General features: G+C 44.0%; 14 protein-coding genes. 11 read left to right on the top strand and 3 right to left on the bottom strand.

From position 1 onward, the window contains the following. Window positions 1-413 precede the first annotated feature (413 nt). The 3 genes from gltB (at window position 414) to GQR89_RS02585 (ending at window position 7,715) form a co-directional block, all read left to right on the top strand. Window positions 414-4,880, top strand: coding sequence for a glutamate synthase large subunit (gene gltB, locus GQR89_RS02595; RefSeq protein WP_158768618.1), 4,467 nt, complete (start codon window positions 414-416; stop codon window positions 4,878-4,880). 19 nt (window positions 4,881-4,899) lie between these two features. Then, the gene (locus tag GQR89_RS02590) at window positions 4,900-6,315 is read left to right on the top strand and encodes an FAD-dependent oxidoreductase (protein ID WP_158768617.1); all 1,416 of its coding nucleotides are present in this window, start codon (window positions 4,900-4,902) and stop codon (window positions 6,313-6,315) included. 233 nt (window positions 6,316-6,548) lie between these two features. Next, window positions 6,549-7,715 (top strand): iron-containing alcohol dehydrogenase, encoded by a 1,167-nt coding sequence (locus tag GQR89_RS02585; protein ID WP_158768616.1) that lies wholly within the window; start codon window positions 6,549-6,551, stop codon window positions 7,713-7,715. A 217-nt stretch (window positions 7,716-7,932) separates the two neighbouring features. Here GQR89_RS02585 and GQR89_RS02580 read toward each other — a convergent pair whose 3' ends face one another. Next, window positions 7,933-8,604, bottom strand: coding sequence for a DsbA family oxidoreductase (locus GQR89_RS02580; RefSeq protein ID WP_158768615.1), 672 nt, complete (start codon window positions 8,602-8,604; stop codon window positions 7,933-7,935). Window positions 8,605-8,986: 382 nt separating this feature from the next. Here GQR89_RS02580 and GQR89_RS02575 point away from each other — a divergent pair, with 382 nt between their 5' ends. The 4 genes from GQR89_RS02575 (at window position 8,987) to GQR89_RS02560 (ending at window position 12,832) form a co-directional block, all read left to right on the top strand. Continuing rightward, complete coding sequence (locus GQR89_RS02575) at window positions 8,987-9,277, top strand: co-chaperone GroES (RefSeq protein ID WP_158768614.1); 291 nt, start codon at window positions 8,987-8,989, stop codon at window positions 9,275-9,277. Between the two features lie 34 nt (window positions 9,278-9,311). Further along, window positions 9,312-10,961: a chaperonin GroEL gene (groL, locus tag GQR89_RS02570; RefSeq protein ID WP_158768613.1), complete on the top strand. Its 1,650-nt coding sequence runs from the start codon at window positions 9,312-9,314 to the stop codon at window positions 10,959-10,961. Window positions 10,962-11,216: 255 nt separating this feature from the next. Beyond that, window positions 11,217-11,510: a helix-turn-helix domain-containing protein gene (locus GQR89_RS02565; RefSeq protein ID WP_158768612.1), complete on the top strand. Its 294-nt coding sequence runs from the start codon at window positions 11,217-11,219 to the stop codon at window positions 11,508-11,510. Then, a complete protein-coding gene (locus tag GQR89_RS02560) occupies window positions 11,510-12,832 on the top strand; it encodes a type II toxin-antitoxin system HipA family toxin (protein ID WP_158768611.1) in 1,323 nt (440 codons plus the stop codon). Before GQR89_RS02565 ends, GQR89_RS02560 begins: the two co-directional genes overlap by 1 nt. A 279-nt stretch (window positions 12,833-13,111) precedes the next feature. On the opposite strand, the gene GQR89_RS02555 is transcribed toward GQR89_RS02560, so the two are convergent. Together GQR89_RS02555 and GQR89_RS02550 are read right to left on the bottom strand one after the other, a co-directional pair. After that, entirely contained in the window at window positions 13,112-14,146 is a 1,035-nt protein-coding gene (locus GQR89_RS02555) for a methionine synthase (protein ID WP_158772109.1), read from the bottom strand. Between the two features lie 73 nt (window positions 14,147-14,219). Further along, a complete protein-coding gene (locus GQR89_RS02550) occupies window positions 14,220-15,197 on the bottom strand; it encodes a DUF1852 domain-containing protein (protein WP_158768610.1) in 978 nt (325 codons plus the stop codon). A 475-nt stretch (window positions 15,198-15,672) separates the two neighbouring features. On the opposite strand from GQR89_RS02550, the gene GQR89_RS02545 reads away from it, so the two are divergent. From GQR89_RS02545 to GQR89_RS02530, 4 genes are read left to right on the top strand one after another with little or no spacing between them, the layout of a single operon-like run. Further along, window positions 15,673-16,410 (top strand): ABC transporter ATP-binding protein, encoded by a 738-nt coding sequence (locus GQR89_RS02545; RefSeq protein WP_158768609.1) that lies wholly within the window; start codon window positions 15,673-15,675, stop codon window positions 16,408-16,410. Further along, entirely contained in the window at window positions 16,407-17,870 is a 1,464-nt protein-coding gene (locus tag GQR89_RS02540; protein ID WP_158768608.1) for a DUF3526 domain-containing protein, read from the top strand. Before GQR89_RS02545 ends, GQR89_RS02540 begins: the two co-directional genes overlap by 4 nt. Next, a complete protein-coding gene (locus GQR89_RS02535) occupies window positions 17,867-19,177 on the top strand; it encodes a DUF3526 domain-containing protein (protein WP_158768607.1) in 1,311 nt (436 codons plus the stop codon). The genes GQR89_RS02540 and GQR89_RS02535 overlap by 4 nt, the downstream gene beginning before the upstream one ends. Before the next feature lie 27 nt (window positions 19,178-19,204). After that, window positions 19,205-21,319: a TonB-dependent siderophore receptor gene (locus tag GQR89_RS02530; RefSeq protein ID WP_158768606.1), complete on the top strand. Its 2,115-nt coding sequence runs from the start codon at window positions 19,205-19,207 to the stop codon at window positions 21,317-21,319. Window positions 21,320-21,339: the final 20 nt, after the last annotated feature.

The raw sequence follows: 21,339 nt of genomic DNA, 5'->3' as shown, positions 1-21,339 counted from the left end.
AAAAACCATTTAATAGCTGTTCACAGCAGCTGACCTTAACTATTTATTAACAATTGACGCTCTAAACTACGATTCTTTCATAGAATATAACTAAGTAAATGAATGACCTTTAAACCATTGATTAATATTAAAATAATGTAAATACATCAACCTATTCTAAGGTTTTTTCCAGCAAGTTCGCACTTCTGAATTGATTTATATATTTTATCTCGGTATTTTGTAAGGCCTGCTTAGTATAAATATTCGATACTCGACTGGTATCCCCAATAATAAAAACGACAAGAATACATAGCGTGACATGGCGCAGTTCGGCCGCTTTTTTGTGTGCCAAAGATTGCCCGTGAGCGTTAAATAAAATACAGCAGTAATCTAAAACACAACCTTACCAGTCGTCGGTTGAAGGAGTTACGCCAATGAGTTTATATAATCCTAATGATTCCAAAGACAACTGTGGATTTGGTTTAATCGCCCATACCCAGGGTGAAGCCAGCCACAAGCTTGTCATTACCGCAATTGAAGGATTGGATCGCATGCAGCACCGTGGCGGTATTGCCGCTGACGGTAAAACCGGAGATGGTTGTGGCTTGCTACTTCAAAAACCGGATGCGTTCTTTAAAGAAATAGCCGAAGAGAATGGCTGGAAGTTAAGTAAAAAATACGGTGTTGGGGTGATATTCCTAAATCAGGACGAAACCTTAGCGGCACAAGGCCGTAAAATATTAAATGAAGAATTAGAACGCGAAACACTCGGCGTTGCTGGATGGCGCGTGGTACCTACTGACCATTCAGTGCTAGGCGATCTGGCTGCTTCTGGTGTACCTCAAATTGAACAGGTTTTCGTTAATGCACCCTCTGGATGGCGCAAGCGAGACCTAGAACGCCGCTTATTTATGGCGCGTCGCCGTGCTGAAAAGCGGATGAGCGAAGACAGCGAATTTTACATCGCGTGTTTGTCTACGTTGGTGACTATCTATAAAGGCCTAGTCATGCCCAAAGATTTGCCTAAGTTCTATTTAGACTTAGCCGATGAGCGCATGAAATCCGCTATTTGCGTGTTCCACCAACGTTTTTCTACCAACACTTTACCTAAGTGGCCATTGGCACAGCCATTCCGCTTTTTGGCTCATAATGGCGAAATTAACACTATTCGCGGTAACCGTGATTGGGCGCAGGCCCGTAGCAGCAAATTTGTTACCCCCTTATTACCTGATTTAGCCGATGCGGCGCCGTTTGTTAACACTGAAGGGTCAGATTCATCTTCATTAGATAATATGCTTGAGCTCTTCCTTGCTGGCGGTATGGATTTATTCCGCGCTATGCGTTTATTAGTGCCACCTGCATATCAAAATAACAGCACCATGGACGACGCGTTACGCGCGTTTTACGAGTTTAACTCTATGCACATGGAGCCTTGGGATGGCCCGGCCGGTATTGTATTAACCAACGGTCGTCACGTTGCGTGTAACCTAGACCGTAATGGTCTGCGTCCAGCACGTTACGTTATAACTAAAGACGGTTTGATCACGCTTGCCTCAGAAATTGGTATTTGGGATTACAAACCTGAAGACGTGGTTGAAAAGGGCCGTGTAGGACCTGGCGAAATGCTTGCCGTAGACACTTACACAGGTAAAATCTGGCGCTCTAACGAGATTGACGAAGAGCTCAAAAGTCGCCACCCTTATCGGGAATGGATCGACAAAAACATTCGTCGCCTGTTACCTGTTGAAGAATGCGATGCTTCATTGATTGGTCAGCGCGTGTTTGATGACACCATGATGGCTACATACCACAAACTTTTTGCTTACAGCTACGAAGAGCTGCAGCAAATCGTTAAGGTATTAGCAAAAGACGGTCAAGAAGCCGTAGGCTCCATGGGTGACGACACCCCAATGGCTGTGCTGTCATCGAAGCAACGCACCATATATGATTACTTCCGTCAGCAGTTCGCTCAAGTCACTAATCCGCCAATCGATCCCTTGCGTGAAACTCACGTTATGTCGTTGGCTACTTGTATTGGCCGCGAACAAAACGTATTTAGTGAAACATCAGGCTATGCACATCGCGTGCTTTTCGACTCGCCAGTCTTAATATATACAGACTTAAAACAACTACGTGAATTCGATTCAGAGTACTACTACTCTGAGGTCGTTGACCTAAATTACAAACCAGAAGAAGGCCTGAAAAAAGCCATCTTGCGTATTTGTAACGAAGTTGAATATTTAGTTAAAACAAAGCATGCCGCGTTCGTTATTTTATCTGACCGTAATGTAAAAGCTAATCGATTAACCATTCCAGCAGCCATGGCTGTGGGTGCCGTTCAGCGTCGCCTAATTGATAAATCATTGCGCTGCGATGCCAACATTGTCATTGAAACCGCATCTGCCCGTGACCCGCATCACTTTGCGGTACTGATTGGTTTAGGGGCAACGGCTGTTTATCCGTTCTTAGCCTACGAAACCATTGAGCAAATGGTCGACAAAGGCGAGCTTGGCATTACCGCCATGCAAGCCGTATTGAACTATCGTAAAGGCATCAATAAAGGTCTGTACAAGATCATGTCTAAGATGGGGATTAGCACAGTAGCCAGTTACCGTAGCTCAAAATTATTTGAAGCCATCGGTATCAACAGTGATGTGACTAAGCTTTGCTTCCAAGGCGTACCAAGTCGTCTTCAAGGGGCTGGTTTCAAAGATTTTGAACAAGATCAAATCAACTTAAGTCGTGTAGCATGGTTAAAGCGCAAGCCTGTTGAGCATGGCGGTTTATTAAAATACGTACACGGCGGCGAGTATCACGCCTACAACCCAGACGTAGTCACCAGCTTACAAAAAGCGGTTGTCAGTGGTAAGTACGATGATTACCGCGTATTTAGCACACTAGTAAATGAACGCTCGCCGAGTCATTTCCGCGATTTATTTGCTTTAAAGGCGGAAAGCCCAGCTATTGATATCAGCGAAGTAGAACCAGCAGAAGATTTATTCAAACGCTTTGATACTGCCGCGATGTCTATTGGCGCCCTTAGCCCTGAGGCTCATGAAGCCTTAGCGATTGCGATGAACCGCCTTGGTGGTAAATCAAACTCAGGGGAAGGCGGCGAAGATCCAGCACGTTTCAACACCGAGAAAAACTCTAAGATCAAGCAGGTTGCTTCTGGTCGTTTTGGGGTAACACCTCATTACTTAGTGAATGCTGACGTTATTCAGATCAAGGTGGCCCAGGGTGCTAAGCCCGGTGAAGGTGGTCAATTACCCGGCGACAAAGTCAATAAGTATATTGCTGAACTGCGTTTTGCCGTGCCTGGTGTAACGCTTATTTCACCTCCGCCTCATCACGATATTTATTCGATTGAAGATTTAGCGCAGCTTATTTTTGACTTAAAACAAGTTAATCCTAAAGCGCAAATATCAGTCAAGTTAGTGTCTGAACCTGGCGTAGGAACCATAGCGACTGGCGTGGCAAAAGCTTATGCCGATTTAATCACTATCTCTGGCTACGACGGCGGCACAGGTGCAAGTCCGTTAACCTCGGTTAAGTATGCGGGTAGTCCGTTTGAACTTGGCCTAGCAGAAACGCAGCAAGCCCTTGTGGAAAACGGTTTACGCCACAGAGTACGCGTACAAACTGATGGCGGCCTTAAAACCGGTCTTGATGTTATCAAAGGCGCTATTTTAGGGGCTGAGAGCTTTGGTTTTGGCACTGGTCCTATGGTGGCGCTTGGGTGTAAATACCTACGAATTTGCCACCTGAACAACTGTGCGACAGGCGTAGCAACACAAGACGAAAAATTACGGGAAAACTACTTCATTGGTTTACCCGACATGGTGATGAACTACTTTAAGTTTATCGCCCAAGAAGTGCGCGAGATCATGGCATCACTTGGCGTCACTAAGCTTGACGATTTGATTGGCCGTACCGAGTTACTAGAAATTTTGCCTGGCGTAACGGCTAAGCAAAACCAGCTAGACCTTAGTCCGATATTGGCTAAGCCTAAAGCCGGATTGCACACCAAACTGTTCTGTTCACAAAGTGCGAATAATCCATTGGATAAAGGCGACTTGAACTTACAGATTTTGAATGATGCGCAGTCTGCCATTGCTTCATTACGTGGGGCATCGCTGAAATACCCCGTACGCAACACTGACCGTTCAGTGGGTGCGATGTTATCTGGCGCTATCGCACAAATACATGGCAACCAAGGTATGAGTGACGCGCCTATTAACATTCACCTTACCGGTACAGTCGGTCAAAGCTTTGGTGTATGGAACGCAGGTGGCCTTGAAATGCACCTAGTAGGCGACGCCAACGATTACGTGGGTAAAGGTATGACAGGCGGTAAGCTTGTTATCAGTAACCCCACGAATATCACCTTTGACCCACACGTCAGCGCGATTATGGGTAACACCTGCTTGTACGGAGCTACCGGCGGTAAATTGTTCGCCGCAGGGCGTGCTGGTGAGCGTTTTGCTGTACGTAACTCAGGTGCCGTGGCCGTTGTTGAAGGCACAGGTGATAATGCTTGTGAATATATGACAGGCGGTATCGTTGCCGTATTAGGCGCCGTAGGTGTTAACTTTGGTGCCGGTATGACAGGTGGTTTTGCTTATATTCTGGATGAATTAGACGATATTGAGCATCGTATTAACCCTGAACTAGTGGAAATTATGGGCATTGAAGACAAGGTTATCTTGTCTGAGCACTTACGTGGCCTAATCAATCAACACTATGAAGAAACAGGTAGCGAGTTCGCCATGGGCTTACTCAATAACTTCAATGAAGTGTTAACTAAATTCCGCTTAATTAAGCCTAAGACCAGTAATGTGAAAAATTTGTTGGGGCACATCAGTCGCTCATCAGCAGAACTTAGCATTCAGGCCCAATAAGTAGCAGGACGAGAATCATATGTCTAAAAATGTATATCAATTTGTTGACGTAGAACGTATCGACCCGCCTAAAAAGCCGATCGTTGTGCGTAAAGCAGAATTTGCTGAAATTTATCAGCCCCTAACACAATCGCAAACAGAAGGTCAGGCAGACCGCTGTTTAGATTGTGGTAACCCGTATTGTGAATGGAAGTGTCCGGTACATAACTATATTCCTCAATGGTTAGAGTTAGCCAATCAAGGAAAAATCTTAGAGGCCGCTGAACTTTGTCACAAAACCAATAGCTTGCCAGAAGTCTGCGGGCGTGTTTGTCCGCAAGACCGTCTGTGTGAAGGTGCATGTACCTTAAATGATGATTTTGGCGCCGTGACCATCGGTAGTATTGAAAAATACATCACAGATACCGCCTTTAAACTCGGTTGGCGTCCGGATATGTCTGGTGTTGTACCGACGACCAAGAAAGTCGCTATTATTGGTGCCGGCCCTGCTGGTCTTGGCTGTGCAGATATTTTAGTACGTAACGGTGTTAAAGCTGTTGTGTATGACAAATACCCTGAAATTGGTGGCTTGCTAACCTTTGGTATTCCAGCATTTAAGCTTGAAAAAGAAGTGATGACCCGTCGCCGAGACATCTTCACCGATATGGGTATTGAGTTTGTTATGAACACCGAAATCGGTAAAGACATCGACTTCCAAACCTTACTGGATGAATACGATGCCGTATTCCTTGGTATGGGGACCTATAAACCAATGTTAGGTGGCTTTGCTAACGAAGGTGCCCCTGGCGTATACGAAGCGTTGCCGTTCTTGATTGCTAATATTAATCGTCATCTGAAGTTTGAAAAATCAGCCGATGAATTTGTTGATATGCAAGGCAAAAAAGTCGTGGTACTCGGTGGTGGAGATACCACCATGGATTGCGTACGAACGTCAATTCGCCAAGGCGCTACCAGCGTCACCTGTGCATATCGTCGTGACGAAGACAGCATGCCAGGCTCACGCCGCGAAGTGGTTAACGCTAAAGAAGAAGGTGTAAACTTTACTTTTAACGTGCAGCCTCTTGATATTGAGCTTGATGCCGACGGTAACGCCTGTGGCGTTCGTTGCGTGAAGACTCAGATGGGTGAGCCCGATGCAGCCGGACGTCGTCGTCCTGTGGTTATAGAAGACTCTGAACATGTAATCGAAGCTGACGCCGTGATTATCGCCTTTGGTTTCCAGCCTAGCCCTGCTAGCTGGTTTGGTGACTACGGTATTATCTTGGATGAAAAAGGCCGTGTACGCGCACCTGCTAAAGGTAAGTTTGCGTTTCAAACCTCCAACCCTAAGATTTTCTCAGGGGGCGACATGGTGCGTGGTTCTGACTTAGTGGTGACGGCAATCTTCGAAGGCCGTGAAGCCGCAGAAGGTATGTTGGACTATATGGGAGTTTAAGACTATTTGGCCGTTTAGCCTTATTTGATACGACCCACATAATGATAAAAAAGGAGCCTCGGCTCCTTTTTTAATGGCAGACTTTCGAAAATATTACTCCTGCTGAAACCCATACATCATTAAAAATCGCACTCAATTCATTCGTGTTTAAAATACCAAGTATACGGTTGTAAGTGGCGTTCACGCTAACGATGGGTTAGCGTAGGTACTGGACTTATTGAGGTATTAACTCTATGACAGCCACCATTAACCTACCAAAAATTATGCAGATTGGCGCCGGCGCGATTAACGCATTGCCCGATACCCTTGTTAGCTTAGGCTGTCAATATCCCTTCATTATTACCGACAGCACTATGGTAGCGCTAGGGTACACAGACAAAATTACCGAATTGTTAAGCGCACAAGGAATACGTTATGGCATATTTAGCGACACGATGGCCGAGCCAAGCGAAGACTCAATCTTACCGGCCGTCGAATTAGTCCGTCAGGATAAATACGACTGTTTGTTAGCCCTAGGTGGCGGCAGTGCCATCGATACAGCCAAAGCGATTGCCCTATTGGCTACCCATGGTGGCACAATGCGCGACTACAAAATGCCTAACCCCGTGAATATACGCTGCATGCCCGTCATTGCTATTCCCACTACCGCAGGTACTGGCTCAGAGGCTACCCAAGCGACTATTATTACCGATGCTAAAACGGATGAAAAAATGTTGTGTATGGGCCCAGGATTAATGCCCATGGCGGCAATAGTAGATTACGAGTTAACCCTAAGCTTACCGCTACGCATTGCCGCAGATACCGGCATCGATGCCCTGACCCATGCCATTGAGGCGTATGTGAGTCGTAAGGCCAATCTCTTTAGCGATCAGCAAGCGATAGCCGCAATGAAGCTAATCGGGCAAAACTTGCTAACCACCTGCCAAGATGCAAAAGATTTAGCGGCGCGAGAGGCAGTGATGCTTGGTGCGACCCTTGCGGGTATTGCTTTTTCCAACGCATCAGTTGCCTTGGTTCATGGTATGAGTCGCCCGTTAGGGGTGCATTTTCATGTGCCACATGGCTTGAGTAATGCCATGTTACTGCCCACCGTCACCGAATACTCCATTGCCAGTGCTCCCCAGCGATATGCCCAGTGCGCCTTGCATATGGGACTGATAGACAATATTGAAGATGAAAAATTGGCACACGGTGCGCTGCTCAAACAATTACGTTTAATCAATTTAACCTTAAAGGTGCCGAGCTTGGCCGAATTTGGCGTGCAAAAAGAGGTGTTTTTTAATGCCCTGCCCTTAATGGCTGAGCAAGCCTTGGCATCTGGCTCACCAAACAATAATCCACGCTTAGTCAGCAAAGACGAGATTATCGCATTGTATAAATTGGCTTGGGCGGGTGGATAACAACTCGCACTAATCTGACAGAGTTAATGCCGAGGCACACGATGTGAAATTTGCCGTTAACCTATCGCCTTAGCCCCTAATACCTAGCGCCTAATACATGGCCCCTATTACATAATCCAATGGCCACAGCCGCGTTTTTCCAGCGATGTGTTTAGCAACCCGCGCCCATAAAAAAAGAGCCTAGGCTCTTTCTTATGATTGCGTTTAGCGCTGAACGTTACGCCTCGGCGCTATTTTCAGCTTCTGCTTCTTGCGCTATTTGCGCTAGCGCTTGTTCAAACACAGCGACAGGCTGGCCGCCGCTGATCAGGTGCTTATTATTCACAATCACCGCAGGAACCGAACTAATACCGTTCGCTTGATACAACTGCTGTGCTTCACGCACCTCTTGGGTAAACTTGTCAGAATCGAGTATCGCTTTGGCTGCGTCTTTATCAAGGCCAACACTTTCTACTACCGCCAGAAGTTGTGCGTGATCACTCGGATCACCACTTTGTTTAAAGTACAAATCGAACAAGGCTAACTTAAGCTCAGTCTGCTTGCCTTCATCTTCAGCCCAGTGCAACAACCTGTGGGCATCAAACGTATTGTAAATGCGACCGCCGCCACGATTACCAAACGCATAACCCACTTCCAGTCCACGCTGTTTAATCATTTCACGGTTTTGCTCGCTTTGCTCAACACTGATACCGTACTTCTCGGTGATGTGCTCAACGATTTCCTGCCCTTCAGGGGGCATATTTGGGTTTAACTCAAAGGGTTGCCAAGTAATATCCGCAACCACTTTACCTTCCAATTTACCTAACGCCTCATCAAGGGCTTTGTAGCCAATGATGCACCACGGGCAAGAAACATCAGAAACAATATCGATTTTCAGTGGGGTAGCCATAATTCACTCCTAATTTTAAGGTTCAACACAGCATTGTGCTGCCTTATTCATATTCTTTAGATTGGTATAAGGTTGGTAATATTCAAGGTAAGTGCTGTAATCCCTCTAAAAAGGGGCTCAGATAGCCTTCTCGTTGAGCAGGTCAAAACTCAGGTAAATACGCTGCTTAGTAGCCAAAGACCGTTGTAAATGAAAAATAAATGCACTTTAGGTAAAAAAATACGAATTTTTTTACAAAATACCTTGAGTTAATTTCCCCCAACCCCATTTATCACCGCAGAACAGATTTCTGAGCAACGTGAAAATCGCTGTTCATTTTAACCGTCCGAGTAATCGGCAACTTAAACCCTTATCCATATTGGAATTTTCAGGAGATTTGAAAATGGCAATTCGTCCTTTAAACGATCGCGTTATCGTTAAGCGTCACGAACAAGAAAGCAAATCTGCAGGCGGCATCGTATTAACGGGCTCAGCAGCAGAAAAATCAACTCGCGGTGAAGTTATCGCTGTCGGCAATGGCCGCACACTAGATAACGGCGATGTGAAAGCAGTAGACGTTAAAATCGGTGATATCGTAATTTTCAACGACGGTTACGGCGTGAAAACAGAGAAGCTAGACGGCGAAGAAGTATTAATTCTGAGCGAAAACGACATCCTAGCAGTAGTCGAATAACCCACCGTTAACCAAATTTAGAGGAATTAATATCATGGCAGCAAAAGAAGTACGTTTTTCTGATGACGCTCGCGTAAAAATGCTAGCAGGCGTTAACATTCTAGCCAACGCAGTAAAAGTTACCCTCGGTCCTAAAGGCCGTCACGTTGTACTAGAAAAATCATTCGGCGCTCCTACTATCACCAAAGATGGTGTTTCAGTAGCCAAAGAAATCGAATTAGAAGATAAATTCGAAAACATGGGCGCACAGATGGTTAAAGAAGTTGCGTCTAAAGCTAATGATGAAGCTGGTGATGGAACAACGACAGCAACCGTATTGGCACAAGCTATTGTAACTGAAGGTTTGAAATCAGTTGCTGCAGGCATGAACCCAATGGATCTTAAGCGTGGTATCGACAAAGCAGTTATTGCTGCCGTTGAACAGCTTAAACTTCTATCTGTTCCTTGTGCTGACAGCAAAGCTATCGCCCAAGTAGGTACTATCTCTGCTAACTCTGACGTTGAAGTAGGCGACCTTATCGCTGAAGCAATGGACAAAGTAGGCAAAGAAGGCGTTATCACTGTTGAAGAAGGCCAATCTCTACAAAACGAATTAGAAGTTGTAGAAGGTATGCAGTTCGACCGTGGTTACCTATCTCCTTACTTCATGAACAACCAAGAAAATGGCACTGTTGAGCTAGAAAGCCCATACATCCTTTTGGTTGACAAGAAAATCTCTAACATCCGTGAATTACTACCGACTCTTGAAGCCGTAGCAAAAGCTTCTAAGCCTTTGTTAATTATTGCTGAAGACGTTGAAGGTGAAGCACTCGCTACGCTTGTTGTAAACAACATGCGCGGTATCGTTAAAGTAGCAGCGGTTAAAGCACCTGGTTTCGGTGACCGTCGTAAAGCGATGTTACAAGATCTTGCTACCTTAACTGGCGGCACAGTGATTTCTGAAGAAATCGGTCTTGAGCTTGAAAAAGTAACCCTAGAAGACCTAGGTACTGCTAAGCGCGTTGTTATCAACAAAGACAACACTACAGTGGTTGACGGTGCTGGCGAAGAAGATGCGATTAAAGGCCGTGTTGCTCAAATACGTGCACAAATCGAAGAATCTAGCTCAGACTACGACAAAGAGAAACTTCAAGAACGCCTAGCTAAACTAGCTGGCGGTGTTGCAGTAATCAAAGTTGGCGCAGCCACTGAAGTTGAAATGAAAGAGAAAAAAGACCGCGTTGAAGATGCACTACACGCAACTCGCGCCGCGGTTGAAGAAGGCGTTGTTGCCGGTGGGGGTGTTGCACTAGTGCGCGCTGCGTCTAAAATTGTTGACCTTAAAGGCGACAACGAAGACCAAACACACGGTATCAAATTGCTACTTCGCGCAATGGAAGCACCTATGCGTCAAATCGCTGCTAACGCCGGTGCAGAAGCATCAGTTGTGACTAACGCAGTGAAAAACGGTTCTGATAACTTCGGTTATAACGCCGGTAACGATACTTACGGCGACATGATAGAAATGGGTATTCTTGACCCAACTAAAGTGACGCGTTCAGCACTACAGTTCGCAGCATCAATCGCAAGCTTGATGATCACAACTGAAGCGATGATCGCTGAAGCACCTAAGTCTGATTCTGCCGGTGGCATGCCTGATATGGGCGGCATGGGTGGAATGGGCGGAATGGGCGGCATGATGTAATCCGAGAGGATTGCTTTGCTCTCAAAGCTTCGCTTTGATATCTTGAAAAACCCGCTTCGGCGGGTTTTTTATTGTTTGTTTTTTATGGCCTGCGGCCACTTATGTGCATCGCTTATTTATGCACTGCGTGTACCCATCAATTAAACGCCTATAGCGTGTAAAATCAATCTTAACTGCTATAACAGGTAAACATTGATTTACCGGCTATGGCGTGTAAAGTAAGTTAATTGAGTAAAATGCTAAAGGTAAATAACTATGAAGGTGACAAATTCAAAGCAGCTTAGTGCATATATAAAGGATATTCGTCTAAATCAAAAGCAATCTCAAACAGACACTGCAAAAAAAGTGGGTATTCGTCAGGACACCATTTCAAGTTTTGAGCTAAACCCTGATTCTACTAAATTAAACACCTTATTTAAGATTCTATCTGCTTTAAATCTTGAATTAGAAGTTAAAGTAAGGAACTCAACACTGTCAGAACAACAGCAAGGTAACAGCTGTGCGGCAAGCATTAATACAAGTGATAGCAAATGGAAGGAAGAATGGTAATGGCTATTCTAGATGTTTATATGAATGGCTATTTAATAGGGGAGTTCACTAAGTCGGCAAACGGATCTCATATGTTTAAATATGGACTCAAGTGGCTAGAAACCCCCGGAAGTCGCCCAATATCACTTTCTATGCCATTGCAACGCAAACAATATATGGGGACTGATGTCTATAATTTCTTTGATAATTTATTACCCGATACTATTGAAATAAGAAATAAAATTGTTGCTCGTCATGATGCGCAATCTACACAAGCATTTGATTTACTGGAAAAAATAGGTCAAGACAGCGTTGGCGCTTTGCAGTTAATACCCCACAAACAACCCGCTCCCGATGTAAAGAAGATAGAAAGTAAGCCACTGTCAAACAAGGCTTTAGAAAAAATTCTAAAAGGCTATGAGTCTGATATGCCATTAGGTATGTTAAAAGAAGAAGAGGACTTCAGGATTTCACTAGCAGGTGCTCAGGAAAAAACAGCGTTATTAAATCTTCAAGGACAGTGGCATTTACCTCTAAAAAACACGCCAACTACACATATTATGAAACTACCAATCGGTGAAATAAAGACTCATTCACATATTATTGATATGACCGACAGTGTTGAAAATGAATATTTGTGCATGATGATTGTGAGAGAGTTTGGATTGGATGTTCCACAATGTTCAATTATCAAAGTTGGAGATATAAGGGCACTTGCTGTTGAGCGCTTCGACCGAAGACGTTCTTCAGATGGCGAGTGGATCATGCGATTGCCACAAGAAGATTTTTGCCAAACTTTAAATGTTCCATCGGCAAAAAAATATGAAAGTCACGGTGGTCCGAGTATTAAGAAAATTATGGATTATTTGCTTGGCTCTATGAATTCGCAAAAAGATCGATTGGATTTTATGAAGTCGCAGCTACTATTTTGGTTGTTGGCTGCGACAGATGGGCATGCAAAGAACTTCTCTCTTCATATTCACGCTGGTGGAGCATATTTTCTTACCCCATTTTACGACATTTTATCGGTCTATCCTGTCATGGGTGGAAGAGGATTGAATATTCGAGACGCAAAGCTAGCGATGGGGCTAAAGGCGACAAAAGGAAAGAAATACCTGATAAATGATATCTTTCCAAGGCACTTCTTAGATACTGCCAAAGATGTCGGCTTCGATATTGAAATGATGGTGAATATAATGACTCAGGTAGTTAATGATCTAGACTCGGTAATTACTCGAGTTGAACGGCAGCTAAAAAGAGATTTCCCAGTGCACATAAAAAACGCAATATTTAAAGGAATGAAAAACAGAGCTAAACGACTTGCTGATTACAAAACTCAATAAAAACCCAGTTAATTTGCTGTGCTGGATTTAATGTTATGCGAAATATCGTATTGAAAATAGCAGCATTTAAAATCTAGGGGGATATTTTTGGGTGCCTATTATCAACAAAGTTAAAATAACAAATAAAAACAATGAGATAAGTCTAACATAAGTAGCATATTGCAACCCGATAGATGATATTCCACTCAAAATATCCCTTTTAAATTGAAAAGCCCGAATAGCAATATTCGGACTTTTTTTGTTTTTTATCAATATACAGACACTTTTCCTTAGTTGGCGCTAAGTGGTGAGGGTTAGCTCTTGTCGAATGATTGCAGCGCCAGCACTTAATGCGCTTAGTTTGGCTCTTGCCACATCACGTGATAACGGTGCCATGCCGCAGTTGGTGCAAGGGTAGAGCTTGTCGGCATCAACGTACTTGAGTGCTTCTCGCAAGGTATTGGCGACTTCTTCTGGGGTTTCTATGGTATTGGTTGCCACATCAATGGCCCCTACCATCACTTTTTTACCTCGGATCAGTTCAAGTAATTCAATAGGCACGTGAGAGTTATGACATTCCAGGGAGATGATATCGATATTCGATTTTTGCAATTTGGGAAAGGCTTGCTCATATTGTCGCCATTCTGAGCCCAGGGTCTTTTTCCAATCTGTATTGGCTTTGATGCCATAGCCATAGCAAATATGTACAGCCGTTTCGCACTTTAGGCCTTCAATGGCACGCTCTAAACATGCAATGCCCCACTCGTTAACGTCATCAAAGAACACATTAAAGGCTGGCTCATCAAATTGGATAATATCCACACCTGCGGCCTCTAATTCTTTGGCTTCTTGATTAAGGATTTTGGCAAATTCCCAGGCGAGCTTTTCGCGACTGTGATAATGATCATCATAGAGGGTATCGATCATTGTCATGGGGCCTGGCAGCGCCCATTTAATAGGCTGCTTGGTTTGCTGACGTAACAGCTTGGCATCTTCTACAAACACAGATTTGGGCCGGGAAACAGCGCTAACGACCGTGGGTACACTGGCATCGTAGCGGTCGCGAATTTTAACGGTTTTACGGTTCTCAAAGTCAACACCGGTTAGATGCTCAATAAAGGTCGTTACAAAATGTTGGCGTGTTTGCTCACCATCGCTGACAATATCAATTCCTGCTTGTTGTTGTTCATGTAACGACACACGTAACGCATCGTGCTTACCATCAATAAGTGCTTGGCCCTCTAATTTCCACGGTGACCATAGCGCTTCTGGCTCTGCGAGCCACGATGGCTTAGGTAAACTGCCTGCGGTTGAAGTGGGTAGTAATGGGGTAATCGTCGCTGATTTCTGAGTAACTGTTTTCATAATAAATACTGCTAAGCCTTTGTGTATAAGTAGTTTGGATTATTTAAAGCGCGTAATTGGCAGACCACTGCTCAAGCACGGTTTGATAGGGCTTGATAAAGTGCTGCTCGGCAAATTTGGCCTGCTTAAACGCCAACTTGCTGCGCTCCTCTCTGTCATACACAATTTGGGTTAACGAATGATCTAGGTTGCTCAAGTTTGGCTGATAACAATGTCCTGCAACGGTATTGGCATTATAAATTTCAGGTCGGTAAATTTTTTGAAAGGTTTCCATTGTGCTGATCGTGCTTATCAACTCAAGATTACTGTAATCATTCAGTAAATCGCCAAAGAAAAAGAAAGCCAAAGGCGCAACACTATTCGGCGGCATAAAATAACGCACCTGTAAGCCCATTTTTTTAAAGTATTGTTCAGTCAGTGACGACTCATTTGGCTGGTATTCGTAGCCCAAAACAGGATGCTGATTTTCAGTTCGATAATAAGTCTTGTTATCCGACACACTTAGGCAGATAACAGGTAGCTTTTTAAAATGCTCTTTATACGCATTTGAGTTCACAAAATATTTAAAGAGCTTGCCATGCAATTCACCAAAATTATCTGGAATGCTAAATTGGCTTTTGCCCTTGTTATGCTCACCCAATAAGATACTAAAGTCATAATCACGCACGTAAGATGAAAAGTTATTGCCGACAATACCTTCAATGCGTTCGTTGGTTTTATGATCAACAATATTGGTTTTTAATATCTCAATAGAGGGAAAGGTTTCACCACTGCCTGCCACATCCATATCAACAGAAATGATTTCAAGCTCTACAGAATAACGATCGCCTTTGGGATTATCCCAATACGCTAAGGCATTAAAACTATTGTCGATCATCTTGAGCGTGTTGCTTAAGTTTTGTTGGCGACTTTCACCTCTGGCTAAATTAGCAAAGTTCGTGGTAGCACGTGTGCTGTCCGAAGGATGATAGTTTTCATCGAGGGATATGTTCTTAATAGTAAATGCAAAATCTTTATTCATGACCTTCTGATATCCAATTTCTGTATAAAACCCAAATACATTCTTTGCTCTTTTTATGTGGCCTAAACAAGAACCAACGGTCTTAAGACCTGAAGCTAGGAGCTGAATGGGATTTATACGCGGAAGATTAGATGAATAAAATTGATATAATCTCATTGATACATGAGGAATATTCATAATAGGATTGATGACATCATTCAAAGCCCGACGCCTTGAGAGTGATATATAAGACCTAAGATTAAAGATTTTTTGATAGCAATTGACTTGAACGTTGCTCAAATCGTTAGCGTTGATATCTTAGAAAGCCGGAATAATAATATTCGTTCCTGCAGCAAACCTTCTATTGATAAAACACCCCACGGGATTTCTTATCAGTTAGATAAAAAATTTTAACTTGCTATAATTTTTCGGTTGCAAGCCCGAGTCGTTATAATATAACATAACCATTGATATATTATAACGATACGGATTTTGTGTGCCAGAAATAGATCAGGCTAAGGCCGTCATTGAAGCAAGTTCACTTTGCGTCAATATAAAAAATAACCCTATTCTAAAAAATCTAAACTTCCGAGTTGAAGCAGGTGAAATATACGCTTTACTCGGTGGCAATGGCGCGGGTAAATCAACCACGTTAAAAACCCTTTTGGGGTTTAATGCTCCAAGCAGCGGATCGGTGAAAGTTGATGGCAAGGAAGTGGTAGACGCGCTTAACCTAGTGCGTGAAAGGACCGCATACTTACCGGAATCGGCGACTTTATATTCACATCTAACAGCCCGTGAAAACGTCAATTATTTTTTGTCATTAGCTGATATAAAAAAATCAGATAATGAGATTAACCAAGCATTTAATCGCGTTGCTTTACAAAAAGATGCTCGTGATCGTCACATGCAAACTTACTCAAAGGGCATGCGACAAAAAACCGCAATTGCGTTGGCCTTACTGCGTGAAGCGCCGATCTTTTTATTAGATGAACCCACCTCCGGCCTCGACCCCGTTGCTATCGATGAATTTAACCAACTTGTCCGAGAACTTGCATCAGGCGGCGCCACCATATTAATGGTCACCCATGACGTATACGGTGCCTGTCAAGTGGCAGATCGTATTGGCTTATTACGAGATGGCGAACTTGTGGGCGAGTTTTCAGCCCCGCAAAACGGACAAATTGAAACCGAACAGGTGCACGCGGCCTTTGCTCAACGAGGCGCAGCGTGAGTGATAATTCATTTTCAATAGCGAGCTTCGCAAAAATTATTATTGTCGCCAAAGATGAATGGCGTTATTGGTTGCGCTCTAAATTAGCAATATCAGTATTGGCAATCGGATTATTACTTACTTTATCATCTGTCATAGTGACTGCCATTAATACAATGGAGTTAAGCCATACTAGGCATGCATTACAAAGCAATGCACAGCAGACCTTTGTTGACCAGCCTGACCGACACCCACATAGAATGGTGCATTATGGACATTATGCTTTTAGAGCCCCATCGCCACTCAGTGCCTTAGACCCTGGCGTTGATGCCTACACTGGAAATTCCATATTTCTGGAAGGACATCGACAAAACAGTGCAATGTTCGCTGACCAAAAACAAAGTACAGCATTAACTCAGCTTGGCAATCTGACGCCGGCATTTATCGTACAAACCTTAGCTCCGTTGCTACTCATCCTTATTGGCTACAGCTCGGTAAGTCGAGAGCGTGAATCCCAAACACTTACCTATCTGCTATCTCAAGGTACGTCAGGCTTTACGCTAATTGCAGGTAAGGGATTGGCATTACTGTCGGTCATCGGCCTTATTTTAGTCCCGTTATCCGTGTCGGCGCTTTTTAGCCTGCATGAAGGGGAAAGTGTTGCCGCTATTTTGGGATTTATTCTGGGGTACGCTCTTTATCTAACAGTATGGGCATTGTTGGTTTTGCTATTTTCTAGCGCATTTTCAAAAAACAGTGAAAGCTTCACTGCACTGACATTAGCCTGGATATTACTCTGTGTGGTGATGCCAAGAGTTGCCAGCTCTACCGCAATGACGGCAGTCCCCACGGCAGGAAAGCTAGAAACTGATTTTGCTGTTATCGCACAACTCAGAAAATTAGGTGATGGTCACAATGCCAGCGACCCTGCATTTGCCCAATTAAAAACGTCTTTATTAAAACAGTACGATGTAGATTCAATTGAGCAGCTTCCTATCAACTATAGAGGTGCAATTGCAATGGCATCGGAAGCAGAATTAACGGGGGTTTTGAATGAGTTTGCAGAACAACGTATGCAAACAGAGTTAGCCCAAACAAATGTATCCAGATATTTCGGTTGGCTATCACCTATGGTGGCAGTTCGTACATTGTCGATGAACACAGCAGGTACCAGTATAGAAACCCACCATAGATTTCTACGTGAGGCTGAAGCCCTTAGGTTTAGCTTTGTGCAAGGCTTAAATAAGATTCAAGTAGAGCAACTTAGTTACCAAGATGACATGGCTCGCAATACAGACGCTGATGCGGCACAAAAAGCGCGAGTAGAAGCCAAAAACTGGCAAGTGTTAGAAGATTTCTCGTTTGGTATTGATAAGCCCACCCTTCGATTAAAACGAAGTGTACCTGCTTTTTTACAGTTGCTAGCTTGGATAGCGGCGCTAATATTTGTCATTCGACTGGTAGGGAAACGCTTAGTATGAGTTATATGTTTAAACAGCTTAGTCGCGAATGGCGATTTATGCTGCGTCAGAAATACCTACTGGTGCTATTGGGCTGCACCGTCTTAATATCTGGTTTTTCAGTATACAGTGGCTTAAATGAAATTGAGCAACAGCAGCAAACAATCGAGCGCTTAAAAGTGGCCGATTTAACCGACCGTACTGAAGCACAGCAAAAGTATGACGACATCGGGTCGCTGGCCTATTACAGTTTTCATCTTACTTATTCAGCACCTTCGGATTTAGCCTTTGCGGCCTTAGGTGAGCGCGATATTTACCCATGGAAGCATCGCATTAAAATGCTTGCCATAGAGGGGCAAATCTACGAAAGCGACACTCAAAATGCGGAACTCACCCAAGCCGGTAAAATCGATTTTGTCTTCGTAATAAGTGCCCTCTCGCCGCTCATTATTATCTTGCTGTTCCATGACTTATTCGCCAGCGAACGCAGCAGTGGCAGGCATGATTTGTTAGTCACCACCGCAAAATCCCCTTGGGCTTTATGGGGAGCGCGTGGAGCAATACGTTTCATGTCAGTTTTTCTGTGCCTAATGCTGCCATTTTATGCAGGGGCTTGGGTGAGTGGTACGTCACTTGATGCTGTAGGACTGGTATCTTTCTACTGTTTCATCTATTTGGCGTTTTGGACGATATTAAGCGTTTATTGGGGCAAAAATGCAAACAGTGCCCCTAAGGTGGCCTCTGGGTTAATAGGAATATGGGTGTTGTTCGCCTTTATAACACCGATTCTAGGCGACTTGATCATCAACAAACTTGTCCATTCTCCTAAAGGTGGCGACATAGTGCTGATTCAGCGAGAAGCAGTAAATGACGCATGGGATATTCCTGAAGAAGTCACTATGAATGCGTTCACCGCAACCCATCCTGAATGGAAGGATAATGTCGCCATGGAAAGTATGTTTGAGTGGAAATGGTATTACGCATTTCAACAGGTAGGCGATCAAGCCGCTGCTTCAATATCTGAAGAATATCGCGCCGCATCCGAGAAAAAATACGCGTTAGCTGGTTATGCATCATTACTTTCCCCACCCTTGTTACTGCAACGGCTATTAACTCGCCTTGCTGATACAGACGCAATTGCCGCTTTTAACTACGAGCAACAAGTACGGGCGTTCCATCGACAGCTTCGATTGTTTCACTACCCCTTTCTATTCGCTAAGGGCGAATTTGACAAAGGGAATCTAGCTAGCATGCCTAGTTTTGACAAACTCATTATTGAACAACGAGACGATTGCGATTCCGATGGCGTTCAATCGACACAAAAATAACAATTAAACTATCAATAAGGTTTCACCATGAACTCTGGTACACACGGGCTAAAGCTCACCTATCTCAGTGCCTGCTTAGCTAGCCTGTTTGTCAATCAAGTCGTTGCAGCAGATGAGCAAAGTGCATCAAAAAACGTAAACCAAGAAAATCCCATCGAAACGGTCAGCATTGTTGGGTCTCGTCAAGCTTATCAAGGCAACTTTAGCCCATTAGAAACCCCTCAATCAGAATTAAGAATAAATTCTGAAGCATTAGAAAATGCAGGTGCGATTGATTTAAACCAAGCATTAGACTTGTCTGCATCTGTTGCTCGTCAGAATAATTTTGGCGGCCTTTGGAACAGCTTTGCTTTACGGGGATTTGTGGGTGATGAAAACCTACCCAGTAACTACCTTGTAAATGGTTTTAATGCGGGCAGAGGTTTTGGCGGCTCTCGCGACCTATCAGGTATCGAGACAGTCGAAGTATTAAAAGGCCCACGCGCGGCACTATTTGGCCGTGGCGAACCTGGCGGCACAGTAAACCTAGTCACCAAGCGCCCAACATTTGATACCGCGGGCGAAATAAAGATATCTGCAGGTAGCTATGATACATACCGAGCGGATATAGATTACACCACCCCAGTATCAGACGAAGTAGCGGTGCGCTTTGTAGGCTTCTTTGAAGATGCAGGCAGTTTTCGCGATACCATTGAAAGCACAAAACAAGGTTTTAGCCCTTCAATAGCATGGGATATCAGCGATGAAAGTACCCTAGTTTACGAATTAGAATACGCTCACCAAGAAGTTCCCTTCGACCGAGGTGTGTTAGCGATAGATGGTGAGCTTGGACGTATTCCACAAAGCCGCTTTTTAGGTGAGCCCGGCGACGGCCCCATGGAAGGCGACGTATTAGGGCATCAAGTTGAGTTTCAACATGACTTTGACCAAAACTGGAGTGCATTAGTAGGTGTTAACTATCGTGATACCTCATTAGAAGGCTTCGCTACGGAAACAGGTTTTGATGGCATCGTTGACGAAGAAGTGGATCGCTTTCGCCGCTACCGTGATTATGATGCAACCTATCAAGTATTTCGCGCTGAACTTACCGGTAACATAGAAGTCGCTGGATTAGCACATCGCTTAATAGTTGGTGTTGATTCAGACAAGTTTGAGAATGACCAATTTGCGCTGCGTGACCGCACTACCGAGCAGTACATCAAAGTGTTCAACCCTGTTTATGGTGAACTAGCAACAGATTTTTCTACACAAATAGATCGCCTTGAAACACAAGAATCACTTGGCGTGTTTGTGCAAGATCAAATTAGCTTAACCGACAAGCTTGATATACGTATCGGCGCACGTTTTGATGACTATCAACAGACCCTAAATAACCGTTTATCTGATAGCCAATCAAAGCAAGAAGAAACGCGGGTCAGTCCGCAGTTTGGTATTGTGTATGAGGCATCTGATACGCTGTCTGTGTATGCGTCTTATGGTGAGAATTTCCGCCCCTTATCAGGTACCGACAGCAGCGGTGACGGCTTCGAGCCAAACCAGTCGACCTCAGCCGAAGCAGGCATTAAATTCACACTGAACGATGGCGCATTGTTTGGAACGATTGCCATATTCAAAGTCGAGCAAGACAATCTTCTCGTGGTTGATGATCCAACCAACTTCACATTTGCAGCGATTGGAGAAGCAGAGAGTCAAGGCATTGAAATTGACATCAATGGCGAAATTGCAGATGGATTAACTCTTTGGGCGTCTTATGCTTATGTAGATGCGAAAACGAAAAATGCCTTTTTTGATGCCAATTTTGGTTACACAATCGAAGCAGGGACGGACCTACTTAATGTGCCTGAGCAACAACTAAGTCTACAACTGGTTCAATTGCTTGAGCTAGACGGTAAAGAGTTCGAAGTCGGTGGTGGCTTAGTGTACGTAGATAAAAGAAATGGTTACTTTGGTACCGATTTCACCCTACCTAGCTACACCATTGTCAGAGCGTTCGTCGCTTATGAAATAACGGAGTCAATTTCGTTGCGGGCTGAAGTAGATAATTTATTTGATAAAGATTATTACACCAACTCATTTGCAGATGTTTGGGTACAACCTGGTACCCCGCGCAGCTTTAGAGTGTCAGCCTCATATAACTTTTAATATAGTGGCACGTCATTTGG

The organism is Paraglaciecola sp. L1A13 (genome assembly GCF_009796745.1).
Taxonomy (GTDB): domain Bacteria; phylum Pseudomonadota; class Gammaproteobacteria; order Enterobacterales; family Alteromonadaceae; genus Paraglaciecola.
The sequence above is the reverse complement of the archived record's forward strand: the minus strand, read 5'-3'. Positions and strand labels throughout refer to the sequence as shown.

Coding starts and splice junctions, on each gene's coding strand:
- groL (WP_158768613.1), top strand. CDS start 9,312: ATGGCAGCAAAAGAAGTACGTTTTTCTGATGACGCTCGCGTAAAAATG.
- GQR89_RS02530 (WP_158768606.1), top strand. CDS start 19,205: ATGAACTCTGGTACACACGGGCTAAAGCTCACCTATCTCAGTGCCTGC.
- GQR89_RS02575 (WP_158768614.1), top strand. CDS start 8,987: ATGGCAATTCGTCCTTTAAACGATCGCGTTATCGTTAAGCGTCACGAA.
- GQR89_RS02580 (WP_158768615.1), bottom strand. CDS start 8,604: ATGGCTACCCCACTGAAAATCGATATTGTTTCTGATGTTTCTTGCCCG.
- GQR89_RS02560 (WP_158768611.1), top strand. CDS start 11,510: ATGGCTATTCTAGATGTTTATATGAATGGCTATTTAATAGGGGAGTTC.
- gltB (WP_158768618.1), top strand. CDS start 414: ATGAGTTTATATAATCCTAATGATTCCAAAGACAACTGTGGATTTGGT.
- GQR89_RS02585 (WP_158768616.1), top strand. CDS start 6,549: ATGACAGCCACCATTAACCTACCAAAAATTATGCAGATTGGCGCCGGC.
- GQR89_RS02535 (WP_158768607.1), top strand. CDS start 17,867: ATGAGTTATATGTTTAAACAGCTTAGTCGCGAATGGCGATTTATGCTG.
- GQR89_RS02590 (WP_158768617.1), top strand. CDS start 4,900: ATGTCTAAAAATGTATATCAATTTGTTGACGTAGAACGTATCGACCCG.
- GQR89_RS02550 (WP_158768610.1), bottom strand. CDS start 15,197: ATGAATAAAGATTTTGCATTTACTATTAAGAACATATCCCTCGATGAA.
- GQR89_RS02565 (WP_158768612.1), top strand. CDS start 11,217: ATGAAGGTGACAAATTCAAAGCAGCTTAGTGCATATATAAAGGATATT.